We start from the raw sequence: 15,957 nt of genomic DNA on the forward strand, positions 1-15,957 counted from the left end.
AGAAAAATGGTAACAGATCCAATTTCAGATTTCCTAACAAGAGTAAGGAACGCACAAAGCGCAGGCCACAAAGTGGTGGAAATTCCTGCATCGAAAATCAAAAAGGAGATTACTAAGATCTTATTTGATCAAGGGTATATCTTAAACTACAAGTTTGAAGATAGCGCTGTTCAGGGAACGATCAAAATCGCTTTAAAGTACGACAAGCAAACCAACAAACCAGCTATTAAGTCTATCCAAAGAGCTTCTAGACCAGGTTTGAGACAGTACAAAGGTTCAGGAGAACTTCCAAGAGTACTAAACGGTTTGGGTATTTCTATCATCTCTACTTCTAAAGGAGTAATGACTGACAAGAAAGCTAGAGAAGAGAAAGTAGGCGGTGAAGTAATCTGCTATGTTTATTAATTTTTAATCACAGGAAAATGTCAAGAATTGGTAAAGCAATTATAACAGTTCCAGCAGGAGTTACAATCACTGAAAAAGATGGTGTGGTAACTGTAAAAGGTCCTAAAGGAGAACTTTCTCAGGAGCTTACAGCAGGAATTACTATAGAACAGAAAGATGGTGAACTGAACGTAAACAGACCATCTGATGCTAAACAACACAAAGCGCTTCACGGTTTATACAGAGCGTTAATCAACAACATGATTGTTGGTGTAAATACAGGTTTCGAAAAGAAACTGGAATTAGTAGGGGTAGGATACAGAGCTTCACACGCAGGTCAAAAACTTGAGTTGGCTTTAGGATTCTCTCACGGTATCGTATTAGAACTTCCAAGCGAAGTAAAAGTAGATACATTGACTGAAAAAGGTAAAAACCCAATTATTACTTTAACGTCTCACGACAACCAACTTCTAGGGATGGTAGCTGCAAAGATCCGTTCTTTCAGAAAGCCTGAACCATACAAAGGTAAAGGGGTAAGATTCGTAGGAGAAATTGTTAGACGTAAAGCTGGTAAATCTGCTTAATAAATTATAAGTATTATGGCATTAACTAAAGTAGAAAAAAGAATAAGAATCAAAAGAAGAGTAAGAGGAAAAATCTCTGGATCTTCTGAATTGCCAAGATTATCTGTATACAAAAGTAATAAGGAAATTTACGCTCAGTTAATCGACGATAACAGTGGAAAAACTTTGGCTTCTGCTTCTTCAAGAGAGAAAGGCGTTGAAGCTAACGGAACTAAGACTGAAGTTTCTGCTGCCGTAGGTAAGGCTATTGCTGCCAAAGCTATTGCTGCAGGAATCGAAAATATTGTATTTGATAGAAACGGATTCGTATATCACGGGAGAATCAAAGCTCTTGCGGACGGTGCGAGAGAAGGTGGACTTAAATTCTAATCATTAAATTTCGGAAATATGTTAGGACTAGATAATATAGAAAGAGTAAAACCGGGAGGATTAGAACTTAAAGATCGTCTCGTAGCTGTAAACAGAGTAACAAAAGTAACTAAAGGAGGTAGAGCTTTCGGATTTTCTGCAATTGTTGTTGTAGGGAACGAAGAAGGAGTGATCGGATACGGTTTGGGAAAATCTAAAGAGGTTGCTTCTGCAATTGCTAAGGCAGTTGAAGACGCTAAGAAAAACCTTGTGAAAGTTCCTGTAATGAACCATACGATTCCTCACCAGACTACTGCTAGATACGGAGGCGCAGATATCTTCTTAAGACCTGCTTCTCACGGTACGGGGCTTATCGCCGGTGGTGCGGTAAGAGCGGTACTGGAATCTGCTGGTATTCACGATATCCTTTCAAAATCTAAAGGATCTTCAAACCCTCACAACGTGGTGAAAGCTACTTTCAAAGCGTTATTGGATATCAGAAGACCTGAAGAAATTGCTAGAATGAGAGGAGTTTCACTAAGTAAAGTGTTTAACGGTTAATAAATAAAACAATGGCAACAATCAAAGTAAAACAAGTAAGAAGCGCTATTGGAAGAACAAAAACCCAAAAGAGAACGCTTGAAGCATTAGGATTAAAGAAACTTCACCAAGTTGTAGAACACGAAGCTACTCCTTCTATCTTAGGAATGATAGCTGCAGTTAGTCACTTACTTGAAGTTCAAAAATAATTTTTAAAATAATTTTAAAATGAATTTAAACAACATAAAGCCAGCTGCAGGATCTACTTTCAATTCAAAAAGAATTGGTAGAGGACAAGGTAGCGGAAAAGGTGGTACTTCTACAAAAGGACATAAAGGACAAAAAGCAAGAGCCGGATATTCTCAGAAAATCGGTTTCGAAGGAGGTCAGATGCCTTTACAAAGAAGATTACCTAAATTCGGTTTCAAAAACGTAAACAGAAAAGAGTTTAGAGCTATTAACCTTGATTCTATCCAGACTTTAATTGAAAATAAATCTATCACAGGAGATATTACAAAAGAAGTTTTGGTAGCAAACGGTTTGGCAACTAAAAACGAATTAGTGAAAATTATGGGTAGGGGAGAATTGAAATCTGCGGTTTCTATCTCAGCTGACAAATTCACTAAATCTGCTGAAGAGCTTATCGCTAAAGCAGGTGGAAAAGCAATTACCTTATAATAATTACTAATGAAAGAATTTATACAAACACTCAAAAATATTTGGAGTCTTAAAGAACTTAGAGATAAAATTATCTTTACTTTAGGAATTATCCTTGTGTATAGATTCGCATCTTATATCTCTCTGCCTGCAATTAACCTTGCAGAAGTGGGAGATCTCTTAGAGCATTATAAAAATCAAGGCGGTAACAAGCAAGGAGCAGGTCTCCTTGGCTTGCTTTCGTCGTTTACGGGGGGAGCTTTCAGTCACGCTTCCGTAATGGCGTTAGGTATCATGCCTTATATTTCTGCTTCTATTATTGTTCAGTTGATGGGAATGGCTATTCCTTATCTTCAGAAGCTTCAGAAAGATGGAGAGTCCGGTAGAAATACATTGAACCAGATAACTAGATGGTTAACAATTGGAGTTTGTCTTGTACAGGCACCTTCTTATTTAACTTCTATTACTCAATTATTCTTACCATATGCTCAGTTCTCATCTGCATATTATGTAGAGCCAAATTCCATCATGTTCTGGTTACCAAGTATTGTAATCTTGGTTGCCGGTTCAGTATTCGCAATGTGGTTGGGTGAAAAAATCACCGACAAAGGTATCGGAAACGGTATCTCTATCCTTATTATGGTAGGGATCCTTTCAAGATTACCGGAAGCATTCGTACAGGAAATGGCAGTTCAGAACGGAAAAGGAGGAATGGGATCAATCATGATCCTTATTGAAGTAATTTTCTGGATGTTGGTCGTGCTTTTAGCAGTGGTATTATCCGTTGCTGTGAGAAAAATCCCTATCCAGTATGTAAGCAGAGCTCAGGCAAGAGGAGGTGTAAACAGAAATCTTATGCAAGGAGCAAGACAGTGGATTCCATTGAAAGTAAACGCTGCCGGTGTAATGCCGATCATTTTCGCTCAGGCGCTGATGTTCGTTCCGGGGCTTTTAACTAAAGTAGATGAGTCAAACACTTTTCTTGCAGGTTTCAAGAATGTTTTTAGCTGGCAGTACAATGTATTGTTTGCGCTATTGATTATTATTTTCTCATTCTTCTATACTGCGATCACAATTCCGGTAAACCAAATGGCTGATGATTTGAAGAGAAATGGAGGTTTAGTACCAAAGGTAAGACCAGGAAAAGAGACCGCTGATTATTTAGATGATATTTTATCAAAAATTACCTTGCCAGGTGCAATTTTTTTATCTATCTTTGCAGTCCTTCCGGCAATTGTACACGGAAGCTTTGTTCAGACAGATGCGTTCGCCTTATTTTTCGGGGGAACGTCACTATTGATTATGGTGGGAGTAATTTTAGATACTGTTCAACAGATTAATACCTATCTGCTGAACCATCATTATGATGGCTTAATGCAGTCTAAATTATCAAGAACGACTGGATATTAATTTATGGCAAAACAAAAACATATTGAACAAGACGGCGTTATAACGGAAGCACTTTCGAACGCTCAGTTCCGTGTAGAGCTGGAAAACGGGCATGTTCTCATCGCTCATATCTCCGGTAAAATGCGTATGCACTATATTAAGTTATTACCTGGTGATAAGGTAAAATTAGAAATGTCTCCTTACGATTTGTCGAAGGGGAGGATTACATTTAGATATTAAGACAATCTGCCAAATGGAGCATATGTTCCATTTGGCTATTGTTAAAAAAATAAATACTATCAAATGAAATCGAAGGATTCTTTTGACAGTTAAAAAAATAAATATTTTCAAATGAAAGTAAGAGCATCAATTAAAAAAAGAAGCGCTGATTGCAAAATCGTACGCAGAAAAGGTGTACTATTCGTAATCAACAAGAAGAACCCAAAATTTAAACAAAGACAAGGCTAACATTAAATTATGGCGAGAATTTCAGGTATTGATTTACCAAAAAACAAAAGAGGTGTTATCGGTTTAACTTACATCTACGGAATTGGAAGAAGTACTTCTTCAGAAATCCTTAAAGCTGCCGGTATCAGCGAAGACAAGAAAGTCAACGAATGGAATGACGATGAATTGGCTGCAATCAGAAACTATATCTCTGAAAACGTTAAAGTAGAAGGAGAATTAAGATCTGAAGTGCAATTGAACATTAAGCGATTAATGGACATAGGATGCCAACGAGGAATACGTCACAGACTTGGATTACCTTTAAGAGGCCAGAGAACGAAAAACAACTCTAGAACCCGTAAAGGAAAGAGAAAAACTGTTGCTAACAAGAAAAAAGCTAGTAAATAATCGTTAGGAATTATGGCAAAACAAACTAAAGTAGTTAAGAAAAGAAAAGTAAAAGTTGAGGCTATTGGTGAAGCGCATATTCAGGCTTCTTTCAATAACATCATCATTTCTTTAACAAATAAAAACGGAGAGGTTATCTCTTGGGCTTCTGCCGGTAAAATGGGTTTCAGAGGTTCTAAAAAGAATACTCCATTTGCTGCTCAGATGGCAGCTGAAAATTGCTCTGCTGTAGCTCACGAAGCTGGATTAAGAAGAGTAAAGGTGTTTGTGAAAGGACCAGGTGCAGGTAGAGAATCTGCTATCAGATCTATTCACAATTCAGGAATTGAAGTTAGCGAAATCATTGATGTGACTCCTATGCCACACAATGGATGTAGACCACCAAAAAGAAGAAGAGTTTAATTTTTAGAATTTATCCATTATGGCAAGATATATTGGTCCTAAAACTAAGATTGCGAGAAAGTTTGGTGCTGCAATCTACGGAGATGACAAAAACTTCGAGAAAAGAAAAAACCAACCGCCGGGACAACACGGTCCTAACAAAAGAAGAGGTGCTAAGAAATCTGAATACGCAGTTCAGTTAGCTGAAAAGCAAAAAGCTAAATATACTTACGGTATTTTAGAAAGACAGTTTGCTAACTTATTCGACAAAGCACACAGAAGTAAAGGTGTAACAGGTGAAGTTCTATTGCAACTTTGCGAATCAAGATTGGACAACGTAGTGTACAGATTAGGTTTTGCTAAAACAAGATCTGCTGCAAGACAATTGGTTTCTCACAGACACATCACTGTGAACGGAGAAATCCTGAACATTCCTTCATATTTGGTAAAAGCAGGTGATGTAATTGCTGTAAGAGAAAAGTCTAAGTCTCTTGAAGTAGTTACCAACGCATTGGCTTCTAAAGCAAATTATGAGTGGTTACAATTCAACGATGAGAAGAAAGAAGGTACTTTCGTTTCTGCTCCTGAGAGAATCCAAATTCCGGAAGACATCAAGGAACAGCTTATCGTCGAACTTTACTCTAAATAATTTTTTAATCAAATTTTTGCTCAACCCAATAATATGGCAATTTTACAATTCATAAAACCCGATAAAGTAATTTTACTTAACTCTGATGAATTTAGAGGTCAATTTGAATTCAGACCACTAGAACCAGGTTTCGGGCTTACAATCGGTAATGCTTTGAGAAGAGTGTTGCTTTCTTCTCTGGAAGGTTATGCTATTTCATCTATCAAAATAGAAGGTGTAGAGCACGAATTTTCAACTATTCCAGGAGTAATCGAAGATGTTACCGAAATTATTCTTAACCTGAAGCAGGTAAGATTAAAAGCTACGGCAGAAAACCAGTCAAACGAGCAGGTTAATGCCAAAGTATCAGGTCAGACGGTTATTACTGCTGGTGATTTAGGAAAATCTATCAACGGATTTGAGGTTCTTAACCCGGATTTGGTGATCTGTAACCTAAACAGTGATGTAACTTTCGAAATTACTTTCAATATTGAAAAAGGTAGAGGATATGTTCCTTCTGAACAAAATAAGTCAAACAATGCACCGGTAGGTACTATTGCGATCGACTCTATTTTCACGCCAATCAAGAAAGTACAATATAGCATTGAAAATTATCGTGTAGAGCAAAAAACAGACTACGAAAAACTTGTATTAGATATAGAAACTGACGGATCTATCAGTCCTCAGAACGCTTTAACAGAAGCATCCAAGATATTAATTTATCACTTCATGCTGTTCTCTGATGAGAGAATCACGCTGGAAACGGAAGCTGTAAAAGCATCTATCCAATATGATGAGGAAACTCTTCATACAAGACAACTCCTTAAGTCTAAATTAGCAGATATGGATCTTTCTGTAAGAGCCCTTAACTGTCTGAAGGCGGCTGAAGTAGAAACTCTTGGAGAATTGGTTTCTTACAGTAAGTCTGATTTGATGAAATTCAGAAATTTTGGTAAAAAATCTTTGACAGAACTAGAAGAATTAGTGCATTCAAAAGGTCTTAACTTCGGTTTCGACGTTGCAAAATATAAGTTAGACGCTGATAAATAATTAATAATGAGACACGGTAAAAAATTCAATCACTTAGGAAGAACGGCTTCTCACAGAAGTGCTTTACTTTCTAATATGGCTTGTTCTCTAATTGAGCATAAAAGAATCAACACTACTGTTGCTAAAGCAAAAGCTTTAAGAGTATATGTTGAGCCTCTATTAACAAAAGCAAAAGAAGATACTACACACAATAGAAGAGTTGTTTTTTCATATCTTCAAAATAAAGAAGCAGTTGCTGAATTGTTCAGAACTGTAGCACCTAAAATCGCTGAGAGAAACGGTGGATACACAAGAATCATCAAAACTGGTTTCAGACCTGGTGATGCTGCTGATACTGCTCTTATCGAATTGGTAGACTTCAACGAGCTTTACAACCCTAATGCTGAAGAGAAGAAGACAACAAGAAGAAGCAGAAGATCTGCAACAGCTAAGAAAGAAGCTGTAGTAGCTGAAGCTCCTGTAGTAGAAGAAAAAGCTGCTGAGCCTACGGCTGAAGCTGCTGATTCTACAGAGGAAAAGACTGAAGAATAATATTCATTCAGATATAAAAAGAAAAACCGTTCAGATTCTGAACGGTTTTTTCATTGCTTAGATTTTAGTTTTTACCAGCTCAATGATATTATTGTCCTGATCAAGAATCAGGCTGTCTCCTTTTATCGTAGCTTTCATGTCCATTTTCTCATAAACGGCCTCATTGCCTTCAGAATCAACTTTATTCAGAATGAAAGTTTTATTATTGCTTCTGATGCTCATCGTCTTTTCATTATAATTGAAGACAACCTTGGCAAGACTCCCGTCAGTTGCCTTATACACAAAGTCTGTTTTTACATATTTTTTTCCGTTAACGTCCGTTTCATACTGAATATTAGGATCTGCTTTACTGCTATCAGTCATAGATTTTTCGGTACCGTCTGATTTTAATACAGCTTTATTCCCCGTTTCACTTTTTTTGCAGCTTGTAAATGATAGTGCAATGACTGCGAATGCTGCGAAAAGTCCCTTTTTCATGATGTTAATTTTTTTTAATGTGATGATTGCCAAATATTTTTAGAAATAAAATATTTTTTATTAAATTTAATAAAAACAAAAACTAAACCAACAAATGAAACTTAAATCTTTTAAAATTACCCGAAAGAGTAATTGACTTCCGTTTATTTTCTGTTGAAATTTGTAACTAAACAATCACAGACATGAGTATTTCCATAGCCATCGTAGAAGACGAAAAGAATTATAACAATACGTTAAAGAAAGTCATCAATTATCAGGATGATATGAGAGTAATTGCCCAGTATTTTGATGGGAATGACGCGTTACATAATCTTTCCGATATTTCTCCGGATGTCGTAATGATGGATATCCAGCTGCAGGATATGCTCGGTATTGAAATTATTGAAAATCTAAAAAAAGAACTTCCGGATACTCAGTTTATCATGTGTACCAGTTTTGAAGATGATGAAAAAGTTTTTAATTCTTTAAAAGCCGGGGCAATGGGATATTTGGTAAAAGGTGAAAGCATGGAAAAGATTCTCTCTTCCATCCGGGACGTCTACAACGGTGGCGCTCCCATGAGCTTTTCCATCGCCAGAAAAGTATTAAGCCATTTCGAAAGAAAACTTCCTGAAATAAAGGGTTTCGATGAATTGACAGTGAGGGAAAAAGAAATCCTTGAGCTGCTTTCCCAAGGTCTGCTGTATAAAGAAATAGCCGATAGGAAATTCATCAGTATTGATACCGTCAAAAAACACGTCGGAAACATTTACAGAAAACTCCACGTCAATAATAAAGTGGAGGCTATTAATAAATTTAACCATTTTAAAAACTAAGAACTTATGGAAGCAATTAACAGAGACAGCGAATGTTCGCTGGTAGAAAATTATGATACTCTATATGTGGAGGCTAACGGAAATAAACTTGATTATTTGGTGTATAACAAAGGAGTCGAAAAGGAACTTGCATTTAAAGATGTACATCATGATATTGCTAACATTTTTATATATCAGGCGACAATAGGAGTATTATCTAAATTAGACAATGGTTCAAAAAGATTATATTTAGATAAATATTCAGTAAAAAAGAAAGCTTTAGAAGAACTTTATACAAAATACAGCTCTTTGGGTCTTGGAATAATGTTTCATTTTATCACATTAAATAGGAAGCAATATTTTATGTATACCGATAATGAAGATATAAGTGATACTGATGCAGAAGAATTTATATATATTATAGGTACACCTTTAGATCATGATAAAAATTTATTAGGCGAACATTTTGCAATTTTTAATCTGAAAAATAATTTCGATATAAATACAATAATCGACGATCATGCTTTTAGAGACATTTACTGCAATTACAAGAAAAGTGATTTATTTAGAATAGTTTCTGATTATAGAATGCCAGACAAACCATCGGATGGTGTATTTTATCCTTGGGAGGATATAAATAAAATTATGAGTGAAACAAATTCGCAAGGAAATCTATACGATGAAATAGAATTTATCATAGGAGAAGTTCCGAATTATAAATACATACTGGATTTTTTTAGAAGAAATCCTAAATATGGACTTGATGAAAATAGGTATAGAGAAGCTTATGCTAAAGAGGAAAAACGAATTACTATACTCGGAAGGTATGTGCCTGAGGAACTTGGCATTAGAAGAAATTTCTTTGATATGGGATCATTATATCCATAAAAATGTTAATATCAATAATATATTTAGCAATACTTCTCATTGATGTTGTTAAAGCAATAGTTTTGGCTGGAAGAAAAAATCTTTCCAGTCAAGGCTATTTATTGATTTATTTATCGCTTTCTTTTTTATTAGAACTTTATGGTCATTATAAACTTTATTTAGGGGAACGAAATTATGCATACCTATTTAATTATTATAGTATTTTTCTTATCATTTTCTTTTTTGTATACTATTCAAAATTTTTATTGAAATTTAAAAAGATCTATTGGAGTATTCTAGTCATTATGTTGGCGTACATCCTATTTTTTACTAAATTTTATGGAGAAAATTATGATAATAAACTAGGAATAATTGTTTGCTTTTATTTCATCATCAACTCTCTTATATGGTTTTATAATAGGCTTAAAAACTTTAATGGAAAAAAAATTACGAATGATCCGCATTTCTGGGTTACATGTGGATTATTGTTATGGAGTATATTCTTTATTTTCCGATCTATTCCTATGTTTTTTCTTCAGGATAATGATCCTACTTTTTTAGAGGTATTAAAGATGACACAGTATTTTGTGAATATAATTATGTACAGCTTGTTTTATATAGCTTTGGAAAAGTTTGAAAAAGATGGTAAATATGAATGAAAAAATAAACGAACTGCCGGATACGATAAGATTAACTTATATTATAGCGATTATTTTATTACTGGCTTTTGTTATTTTCATAGCTTTTATTGTCATATTATATAATAAAAGGCAGTTGTTTTTTATTCAACAACAACAACTCAAAGAATCCGAACACCAAAACCAGCTGCTCCAGAAAGAACTTGAAAAACAAAAGCTCATCGAAAAAGAACGGGAACGGATTTCCCACGATATGCACGACGATCTCGGGGCCGGAATTTCTGCATTGAAACTGCAGGCAGAATTTTTAAAACAGCGTGCCGAAGATGAAGAACTCAAGAATGATATTGAAGAACTTCTGAAAACCTCAGAGGAAATGAATCTTTCCATGAGAGAAATGCTTTGGAGCCTGAATTCAGGGAATGATACACTGGGAAGTTTTATCGATTATGCTAAAATATATGCTCAAAACTTTCTTAAGAGAACAACAATTGTAATCATTACAGAAAGCGGAAAAATAGCTGAAAAAACAACCATTTCAACCGAACAGAGAAGAAATCTGTTCTTATGCTTGAAAGAAGCTTTGAATAATATTTATAAGCATAGTCAGGCCAGTGAGATTAAATTATCATTCAGCCAAAAAGAGAAAGAATTTATCATGAAAATTTCCGACAACGGAATTGGTATTAACCATAAAAATCCGGAAGGCAATGGTCTTCGGAATATGAAAAGAAGAATGCATGAGCAGAACGGTCGTTGTGAAATTACAACTGAAAACGGAACCCATCTGTTTTTTATTATAAGTTTTTAGGATAATTTTTTAACCGGAATATCACTTTCTATAGAATTATCTTTTTGAATAATGTTTAGAAGTAAATTTTTTAAATAACTTTGAAGTACAAATTAAAAATTAATAACCATGAAAATTTTATTCGAATATGTTCTTCCTGTAGCCATTTTTATATTCGGAATGTGGCTTGCTGTTAAAACAGATTTATTAAAAGACACACAGGTCGACAATGGATCAGAAAAAACATACAGCTTTTCAAGAAGTCAGTTGTTTTATTGGACAATGATTGTAATAATATGTTTGTGCGCTGGTATGGGAAACAATGGTAACTTTGATTTGCTTTTGAAACTGAAAGAACCTTCAATTTTACTTTTATTGGGAATTAGCGTGGGAACTGCAAGTGTAGCAACATATATTGATAACGAGATACCAAATCCTAAAAAAAATACTGATAGTAATGGTTTTATAAGAGATATATTATCAGATGCGGGCGGAATAAGTGTACACCGCTATCAGGCTTTGTTATTTAATATAATTTTCGGTTTAGTGTTTGTCTGCCAATTCATTAATAATACTACGGAGTTTCCTGTTTTTGGTAATTATGCTTTAGCTTTAATGGGAACAAGTAGCGCGGGCTATTTACTCATTAAAACAAATGAAAAACAGAAAAAAACTGTTTCTGATAGCTCGGTTATCAATGTTAACACAAATACACCTGTAAAATAAAGTTCTTTATAATACACTAACTTAAAAAATTGACCATGAAAATAATTGTTGACTATTTATTAGAATGGAATATATCTTCCAAAAAAGGAAAGGTTATATTAAAGCTTAAAGATGCAGATACTGAAATAATAGATGATCTGAACTTTCAGGAATTTTCAGCGTTGGCAATAGTGCTTGAAAAAGGAAATGCAAGATTTGATGAAACAGAAAACTCAATTTATAATGTAATGCCATGAAAATAATATTTTATCTACTCGTAATTTTGTCGTGTATTTCATGTAATATAAGGCATAAAGCCACATTGAAAGAACTGGAAAATAAAGGTTCAAATTATCAGATGTCATACGATGCTACACGCCGGGGAGCTGTCATAAGTCTTGATAATAATGGTAAGATTGATAAAATTTTATCAGAAGTTCAGCCTGATGCCGCCATAGCAACCACGACGGATATTACCAGCAAACTCACAGGCAAATTGAAAACAGGAGATAGTGTATCCGCCGAACAAATTACAAAAATAGCTGAAACATTATCCAAACTGGGAGAAAGGACAGCTCCGGTGAATATGCTCAGAGACGCTCTGTACAGATTAGAGGAGCATTGTGTGAATTTTCCTGAGCAATGCCAAGATGAAAAGTATTTTAACAGCTTTAATAAAGTTGTAGATTTAATAGTCTCATTACAGGAGAAAATTTCAGAAACAGCTGCTAATGAAGCTAGAGTGGAAGAAGCCAAAACAATGAGAGCACTTAGCCCGCAAGAGAGGGAAAAATATAATTTAAATAAATAAAAGAATAGGCCACGATATAGGTGATGATCATTCTCATTATGATTTAAATGATAACGGCTCTGTTTTTATTTCAGTTATTTTTTAATTCATATATTAACTAAAATTTAACTCTGAATAAACGTATAAATTACGTGTCATCTGCTTTTTAAAGTTAAAAATTGATTAAATTTGTCTGAACTATAAAAAAACGAACAATGAGTTACATTTCTTACATAGAAGCGAGACAAATTTTAGATTCAAGAGGAAATCCTACAGTTGAAGTAGATGTATTCACGGAAAGCGGTGCTATGGGTCGTGCTGCAGTACCTTCAGGAGCATCTACAGGAGAACATGAAGCAGTAGAACTGCGTGATGGCGGTTCAGAATATATGGGGAAGGGTGTTCTTAAAGCTGTTGAGAATGTAAGAGAAGTAATCGCGCCTGAATTGGTAGGGCTTCCTGTTTATGATCAGAATCTTATCGACCAGATTATGATCGATCTTGACGGAACAAACAATAAAGGAAATCTTGGGGCTAATGCCATCCTGGGAGTTTCCTTAGCTGCTGCTAAAGCTGCTGCTACTGAACTGAGAATGCCTTTATACAAATATGTTGGCGGTGTAAATGCCAATACCCTTCCTGTTCCTATGATGAACGTTATCAATGGTGGTTCTCACTCAGATGCGCCAATTGCATTCCAGGAATTTATGATCATGCCGGTGAAAGCAGATTCTTTCTCCCATGCATTAAGAAAAGGAACTGAAATTTTCCATAACCTAAAATCCATACTTCACTCAAGAGGCCTTTCAACTGCCGTAGGTGATGAAGGTGGTTTTGCGCCAACTTTCTCCGGAACTGAAGATGCGTTGGATACATTGCTTCAGGCCATCGAAAAAGCGGGATACAAGCCTGGTGACGACATCATGTTGGCACTGGACTGCGCTGCTTCAGAATTCTACAAAGACGGAATTTACGATTACAGAAAGTTCCAGACTCCGGATGCCGCTCAGTTTTCAAGCAGTGAGCAGGTTTCTTACCTTGCTGAACTGGCTGCGAAATACCCGATTATTTCTATCGAAGACGGTATGCAGGAAAACGACTGGGAAGGATGGAAAATGTTAACGGATAAAATCGGAGACAGAGTACAGTTAGTAGGGGACGATTTATTCGTAACAAACGTTGAAAGACTATCAAGAGGTGTTAAAGAAGGTATCGCCAACTCAATTTTGGTTAAAGTAAATCAGATTGGTTCTCTTTCTGAAACGATGGCTGCCGTACAAATGGCACAGAATAACAGATTCACATCCGTTATGTCCCACAGATCAGGAGAAACAGAGGATTCTACTATTGCTGATCTTGCAGTAGCAATGAACTGCGGACAGATTAAAACCGGATCTGCTTCAAGATCAGACAGAATGGCAAAATACAACCAGCTGCTGAGAATTGAAGAGGCACTTGGTGAAACTGCAGTATTCCCAGGATTGGATGCATTTAAAATCAAAAGATAATTAATTGAAATTATAAATAACGGCAAGCGAAATTTTTAGTTTGCCGTGTTTTGTAATAAATAGTATATTTAGAAAAAAAATAAATAATGTCAGACAACAAAGTAATATTGAATTACGATGGTAATTCATATGAATATCCAATTGTGGATAGTACTATCGGAGACAGAGGAATCGATATTTCAAAATTAAGAGACCAGACTGGTCTGATTACACTTGATTTAGGGTATAAAAATACCGGGGCTACACTTAGTGACATCACTTACTTAGATGGAGATAAAGGAGAATTATTCTACAGAGGATATCCAATTGAGCAGATTGCCGATAAATCAAACTTCACAGAAGTAATGTACCTTTTACTGCACGGTGACTTGCCGAATCAGGATCAGTTCAATTCTTTCGAATCAAATATTAAAAAATATAACTTCGTAGCAGAGGAGATGAAAAAAATCATCGATGCTTTCCCTCGTTCTGCTCACCCTATGGGAGTTCTTTCTTCATTAACATCTGCTTTAACGGCTTTTAATCCAAAATCCGTTAATGTAAATTCTAAAGAAGAAATGGATCATGCTGCAGAATTGCTTATTGCAAAATTCTCTCACCTTTGTGCATGGACATACAGAAAAACCCAGGGATTACCGCTTAACCACGGTGACAACAACCTGAATTATGTAGAAAATTTCTACAAAATGACCTTCAGAATGCCGAACCAGGATTTTGAAATCGATCCTGTGGTTGTTCAGGCTTTGGATAAATTATTAATTCTTCATGCAGATCACGAGCAAAACTGTTCTACATCTACTGTTAGAATGGTAGGTTCTGCTCATACAGGTCTTTTCGCTTCTATCTCAGCAGGGGTTTCTGCACTTTGGGGGCCACTTCACGGTGGAGCAAACCAGGCAGTGATCGAAATGCTTGAGCTTATCGAAAAAGATGGCGGCGATGTAAACAAATGGGTAGCTAAAGCTAAAGATAAAAACGACAGTTTCCGTTTAATGGGCTTCGGACACAGAGTGTACAAAAACTTTGATCCAAGAGCGAAGATCATTAAAAAAGCAGCAGACGATATTCTTAACGCATTGGGGATTCAGGATAAAGCATTGGATATTGCTATGCAGCTGGAAAGAGTTGCTTTGGAAGACGAGTACTTCGTTGAAAGAAAACTATATCCGAATGTAGACTTCTATTCAGGAATTATCTACAGAGCATTAGGAATCCCTACAGAAATGTTCACGGTAATGTTTGCTTTAGGAAGACTTCCGGGATGGATTTCTCAATGGAAAGAAATGAGATTGAAAGGAGATCCTATCGGAAGACCAAGACAGGTATATCAAGGTGCTCAGAAAAGAGATTACATCGATATGATAAACAGATAATTATTCATATTATTATAAATCAGTCCCAAAGCTTGCTTTGGGATTTTTTATTTCGTGGATTTTTTTTAACTTAAAGCATGGAAAATGAGAAATTAAATTCGCTTAAGAGGGCAATGAGGATTAATATTGTTCTCTACATCATCTACGGGCTTTTCCTCATGGTTGAAACATTCGATTTTCTAGAGATGCTGCATTCCAAACCTGCAGATTATTCGCCCACATACAGTCTCGTAAATGTGATTTTCTACCAGATGGAGATGTTTATCTGTTTCCTTTGCGCTTTTACTCTGATTATTCTTGTATCAACAAAACAATCGGTAAAGATGTTGTTTTATATTAGCCTTAGTCTTTTTATTTTTAGAATCGGAACGGTGTATTATCTATATTTTTACGAAACTGAAGAAAGGTGGGTACCCTTTATCTATAAAAGAGCCAATGATTTCAGCATGCTTTTCAGAAGGACTTTGGTTCCGGGACAGTTGATGGTAAGTGTAATTGTACTTTGGTATGCCTTTAAAGCATTAAAAAACATATCAAAAAACCGTAAATTATCTGATATGCCTGAAAAATAAGCAGTATCAATACAATTTAATATAATAAAATATCTTTAAAAGATGCTTATTCGAGCAATTAAATGTTTTAGTACTTTAATGAGCCTTAATAAAAAA

The 15,957-nt window shown here is 35.4% G+C and carries 24 protein-coding genes; 23 read left to right on the forward strand and 1 reads right to left on the reverse strand.

The genetic code is table 11. From position 1 onward, the window contains the following. The first annotated feature begins 6 nt into the window (after nucleotides 1-6). The 14 genes from rpsH (at nucleotide 7) to rplQ (ending at nucleotide 7,347) form a co-directional block, all read left to right on the forward strand. Entirely contained in the window at nucleotides 7-405 is a 399-nt protein-coding gene (gene rpsH, locus M0D58_RS13220) for a 30S ribosomal protein S8 (RefSeq protein WP_116095828.1), read from the forward strand. Nucleotides 406-422: 17 nt separating this feature from the next. Then, complete coding sequence (gene rplF / locus M0D58_RS13225) at nucleotides 423-968, forward strand: 50S ribosomal protein L6 (RefSeq protein ID WP_076391864.1); 546 nt, start codon at nucleotides 423-425, stop codon at nucleotides 966-968. A gap of 15 nt (nucleotides 969-983) precedes the next feature. Further along, entirely contained in the window at nucleotides 984-1,337 is a 354-nt protein-coding gene (gene rplR / locus M0D58_RS13230) for a 50S ribosomal protein L18 (RefSeq protein WP_169231319.1), read from the forward strand. Between the two features lie 18 nt (nucleotides 1,338-1,355). Then, a complete protein-coding gene (gene rpsE / locus M0D58_RS13235; protein WP_034712988.1) occupies nucleotides 1,356-1,877 on the forward strand; it encodes a 30S ribosomal protein S5 in 522 nt (173 codons plus the stop codon). Between the two features lie 11 nt (nucleotides 1,878-1,888). Next, nucleotides 1,889-2,065 (forward strand): 50S ribosomal protein L30, encoded by a 177-nt coding sequence (rpmD, locus tag M0D58_RS13240; protein ID WP_029297759.1) that lies wholly within the window; start codon nucleotides 1,889-1,891, stop codon nucleotides 2,063-2,065. Between the two features lie 19 nt (nucleotides 2,066-2,084). Then, complete coding sequence (gene rplO / locus M0D58_RS13245; RefSeq protein ID WP_248390176.1) at nucleotides 2,085-2,534, forward strand: 50S ribosomal protein L15; 450 nt, start codon at nucleotides 2,085-2,087, stop codon at nucleotides 2,532-2,534. A gap of 9 nt (nucleotides 2,535-2,543) precedes the next feature. After that, complete coding sequence (gene secY, locus M0D58_RS13250; protein WP_066434454.1) at nucleotides 2,544-3,923, forward strand: preprotein translocase subunit SecY; 1,380 nt, start codon at nucleotides 2,544-2,546, stop codon at nucleotides 3,921-3,923. A gap of 3 nt (nucleotides 3,924-3,926) precedes the next feature. Next, on the forward strand, nucleotides 3,927-4,142 hold the full coding sequence (gene infA, locus M0D58_RS13255; RefSeq protein ID WP_029297754.1) for a translation initiation factor IF-1: 216 nt from the start codon (nucleotides 3,927-3,929) through the stop codon (nucleotides 4,140-4,142). A 111-nt stretch (nucleotides 4,143-4,253) separates the two neighbouring features. Further along, on the forward strand, nucleotides 4,254-4,370 hold the full coding sequence (gene rpmJ / locus M0D58_RS13260) for a 50S ribosomal protein L36 (protein WP_007839480.1): 117 nt from the start codon (nucleotides 4,254-4,256) through the stop codon (nucleotides 4,368-4,370). Between the two features lie 9 nt (nucleotides 4,371-4,379). After that, a complete protein-coding gene (gene rpsM, locus M0D58_RS13265) occupies nucleotides 4,380-4,757 on the forward strand; it encodes a 30S ribosomal protein S13 (protein WP_042720400.1) in 378 nt (125 codons plus the stop codon). Between the two features lie 12 nt (nucleotides 4,758-4,769). Beyond that, nucleotides 4,770-5,159, forward strand: a complete 390-nt coding sequence (rpsK, locus tag M0D58_RS13270; protein ID WP_002983263.1) for a 30S ribosomal protein S11 — start codon at nucleotides 4,770-4,772, stop codon at nucleotides 5,157-5,159. A 19-nt stretch (nucleotides 5,160-5,178) separates the two neighbouring features. After that, nucleotides 5,179-5,787, forward strand: a complete 609-nt coding sequence (gene rpsD, locus M0D58_RS13275; RefSeq protein WP_169231317.1) for a 30S ribosomal protein S4 — start codon at nucleotides 5,179-5,181, stop codon at nucleotides 5,785-5,787. 33 nt (nucleotides 5,788-5,820) lie between these two features. Then, nucleotides 5,821-6,816 carry a DNA-directed RNA polymerase subunit alpha gene (locus M0D58_RS13280; RefSeq protein ID WP_066434456.1) on the forward strand — a complete coding sequence of 332 codons (996 nt, stop codon included), beginning with the start codon at nucleotides 5,821-5,823 and terminating at the stop codon, nucleotides 6,814-6,816. A gap of 6 nt (nucleotides 6,817-6,822) precedes the next feature. Next, a complete protein-coding gene (gene rplQ, locus M0D58_RS13285; protein ID WP_248390179.1) occupies nucleotides 6,823-7,347 on the forward strand; it encodes a 50S ribosomal protein L17 in 525 nt (174 codons plus the stop codon). Nucleotides 7,348-7,404: 57 nt separating this feature from the next. Here the strand turns inward: rplQ and M0D58_RS13290 are convergent, their stop codons facing one another. Next, the gene (locus M0D58_RS13290; protein ID WP_248390182.1) at nucleotides 7,405-7,824 is read right to left on the reverse strand and encodes a hypothetical protein; all 420 of its coding nucleotides are present in this window, start codon (nucleotides 7,822-7,824) and stop codon (nucleotides 7,405-7,407) included. 182 nt (nucleotides 7,825-8,006) lie between these two features. Between M0D58_RS13290 and M0D58_RS13295 the strand changes: the two genes are divergently transcribed. The 9 genes from M0D58_RS13295 to M0D58_RS13335 all read left to right on the forward strand — a co-directional run bounded on the left by M0D58_RS13295 (nucleotide 8,007) and on the right by M0D58_RS13335 (nucleotide 15,861). Further along, nucleotides 8,007-8,639 (forward strand): response regulator, encoded by a 633-nt coding sequence (locus tag M0D58_RS13295; RefSeq protein WP_248390185.1) that lies wholly within the window; start codon nucleotides 8,007-8,009, stop codon nucleotides 8,637-8,639. 6 nt (nucleotides 8,640-8,645) lie between these two features. Then, nucleotides 8,646-9,506, forward strand: a complete 861-nt coding sequence (locus M0D58_RS13300; protein WP_248390186.1) for a hypothetical protein — start codon at nucleotides 8,646-8,648, stop codon at nucleotides 9,504-9,506. A 630-nt stretch (nucleotides 9,507-10,136) separates the two neighbouring features. Beyond that, nucleotides 10,137-10,934 carry a sensor histidine kinase gene (locus tag M0D58_RS13305; protein ID WP_248390189.1) on the forward strand — a complete coding sequence of 266 codons (798 nt, stop codon included), beginning with the start codon at nucleotides 10,137-10,139 and terminating at the stop codon, nucleotides 10,932-10,934. A gap of 108 nt (nucleotides 10,935-11,042) precedes the next feature. After that, nucleotides 11,043-11,639, forward strand: coding sequence for a hypothetical protein (locus M0D58_RS13310; RefSeq protein WP_248390192.1), 597 nt, complete (start codon nucleotides 11,043-11,045; stop codon nucleotides 11,637-11,639). 35 nt (nucleotides 11,640-11,674) lie between these two features. Next, the gene (locus M0D58_RS13315) at nucleotides 11,675-11,875 is read left to right on the forward strand and encodes a hypothetical protein (RefSeq protein WP_248390204.1); all 201 of its coding nucleotides are present in this window, start codon (nucleotides 11,675-11,677) and stop codon (nucleotides 11,873-11,875) included. Then, a complete protein-coding gene (locus tag M0D58_RS13320) occupies nucleotides 11,872-12,429 on the forward strand; it encodes a hypothetical protein (RefSeq protein WP_248390207.1) in 558 nt (185 codons plus the stop codon). Before M0D58_RS13315 ends, M0D58_RS13320 begins: the two co-directional genes overlap by 4 nt. Before the next feature lie 194 nt (nucleotides 12,430-12,623). Continuing rightward, on the forward strand, nucleotides 12,624-13,916 hold the full coding sequence (gene eno, locus M0D58_RS13325) for a phosphopyruvate hydratase (protein WP_248390209.1): 1,293 nt from the start codon (nucleotides 12,624-12,626) through the stop codon (nucleotides 13,914-13,916). A gap of 86 nt (nucleotides 13,917-14,002) precedes the next feature. Beyond that, nucleotides 14,003-15,289 (forward strand): citrate synthase, encoded by a 1,287-nt coding sequence (locus M0D58_RS13330; protein ID WP_248390215.1) that lies wholly within the window; start codon nucleotides 14,003-14,005, stop codon nucleotides 15,287-15,289. Nucleotides 15,290-15,402: 113 nt separating this feature from the next. After that, entirely contained in the window at nucleotides 15,403-15,861 is a 459-nt protein-coding gene (locus M0D58_RS13335) for a hypothetical protein (RefSeq protein WP_248390217.1), read from the forward strand. Nucleotides 15,862-15,957 lie beyond the last annotated feature (96 nt).

The sequence above is a fragment of the Chryseobacterium nepalense genome (assembly GCF_023195755.1).
In the GTDB taxonomy this organism is placed as follows: domain Bacteria; phylum Bacteroidota; class Bacteroidia; order Flavobacteriales; family Weeksellaceae; genus Chryseobacterium; species Chryseobacterium nepalense.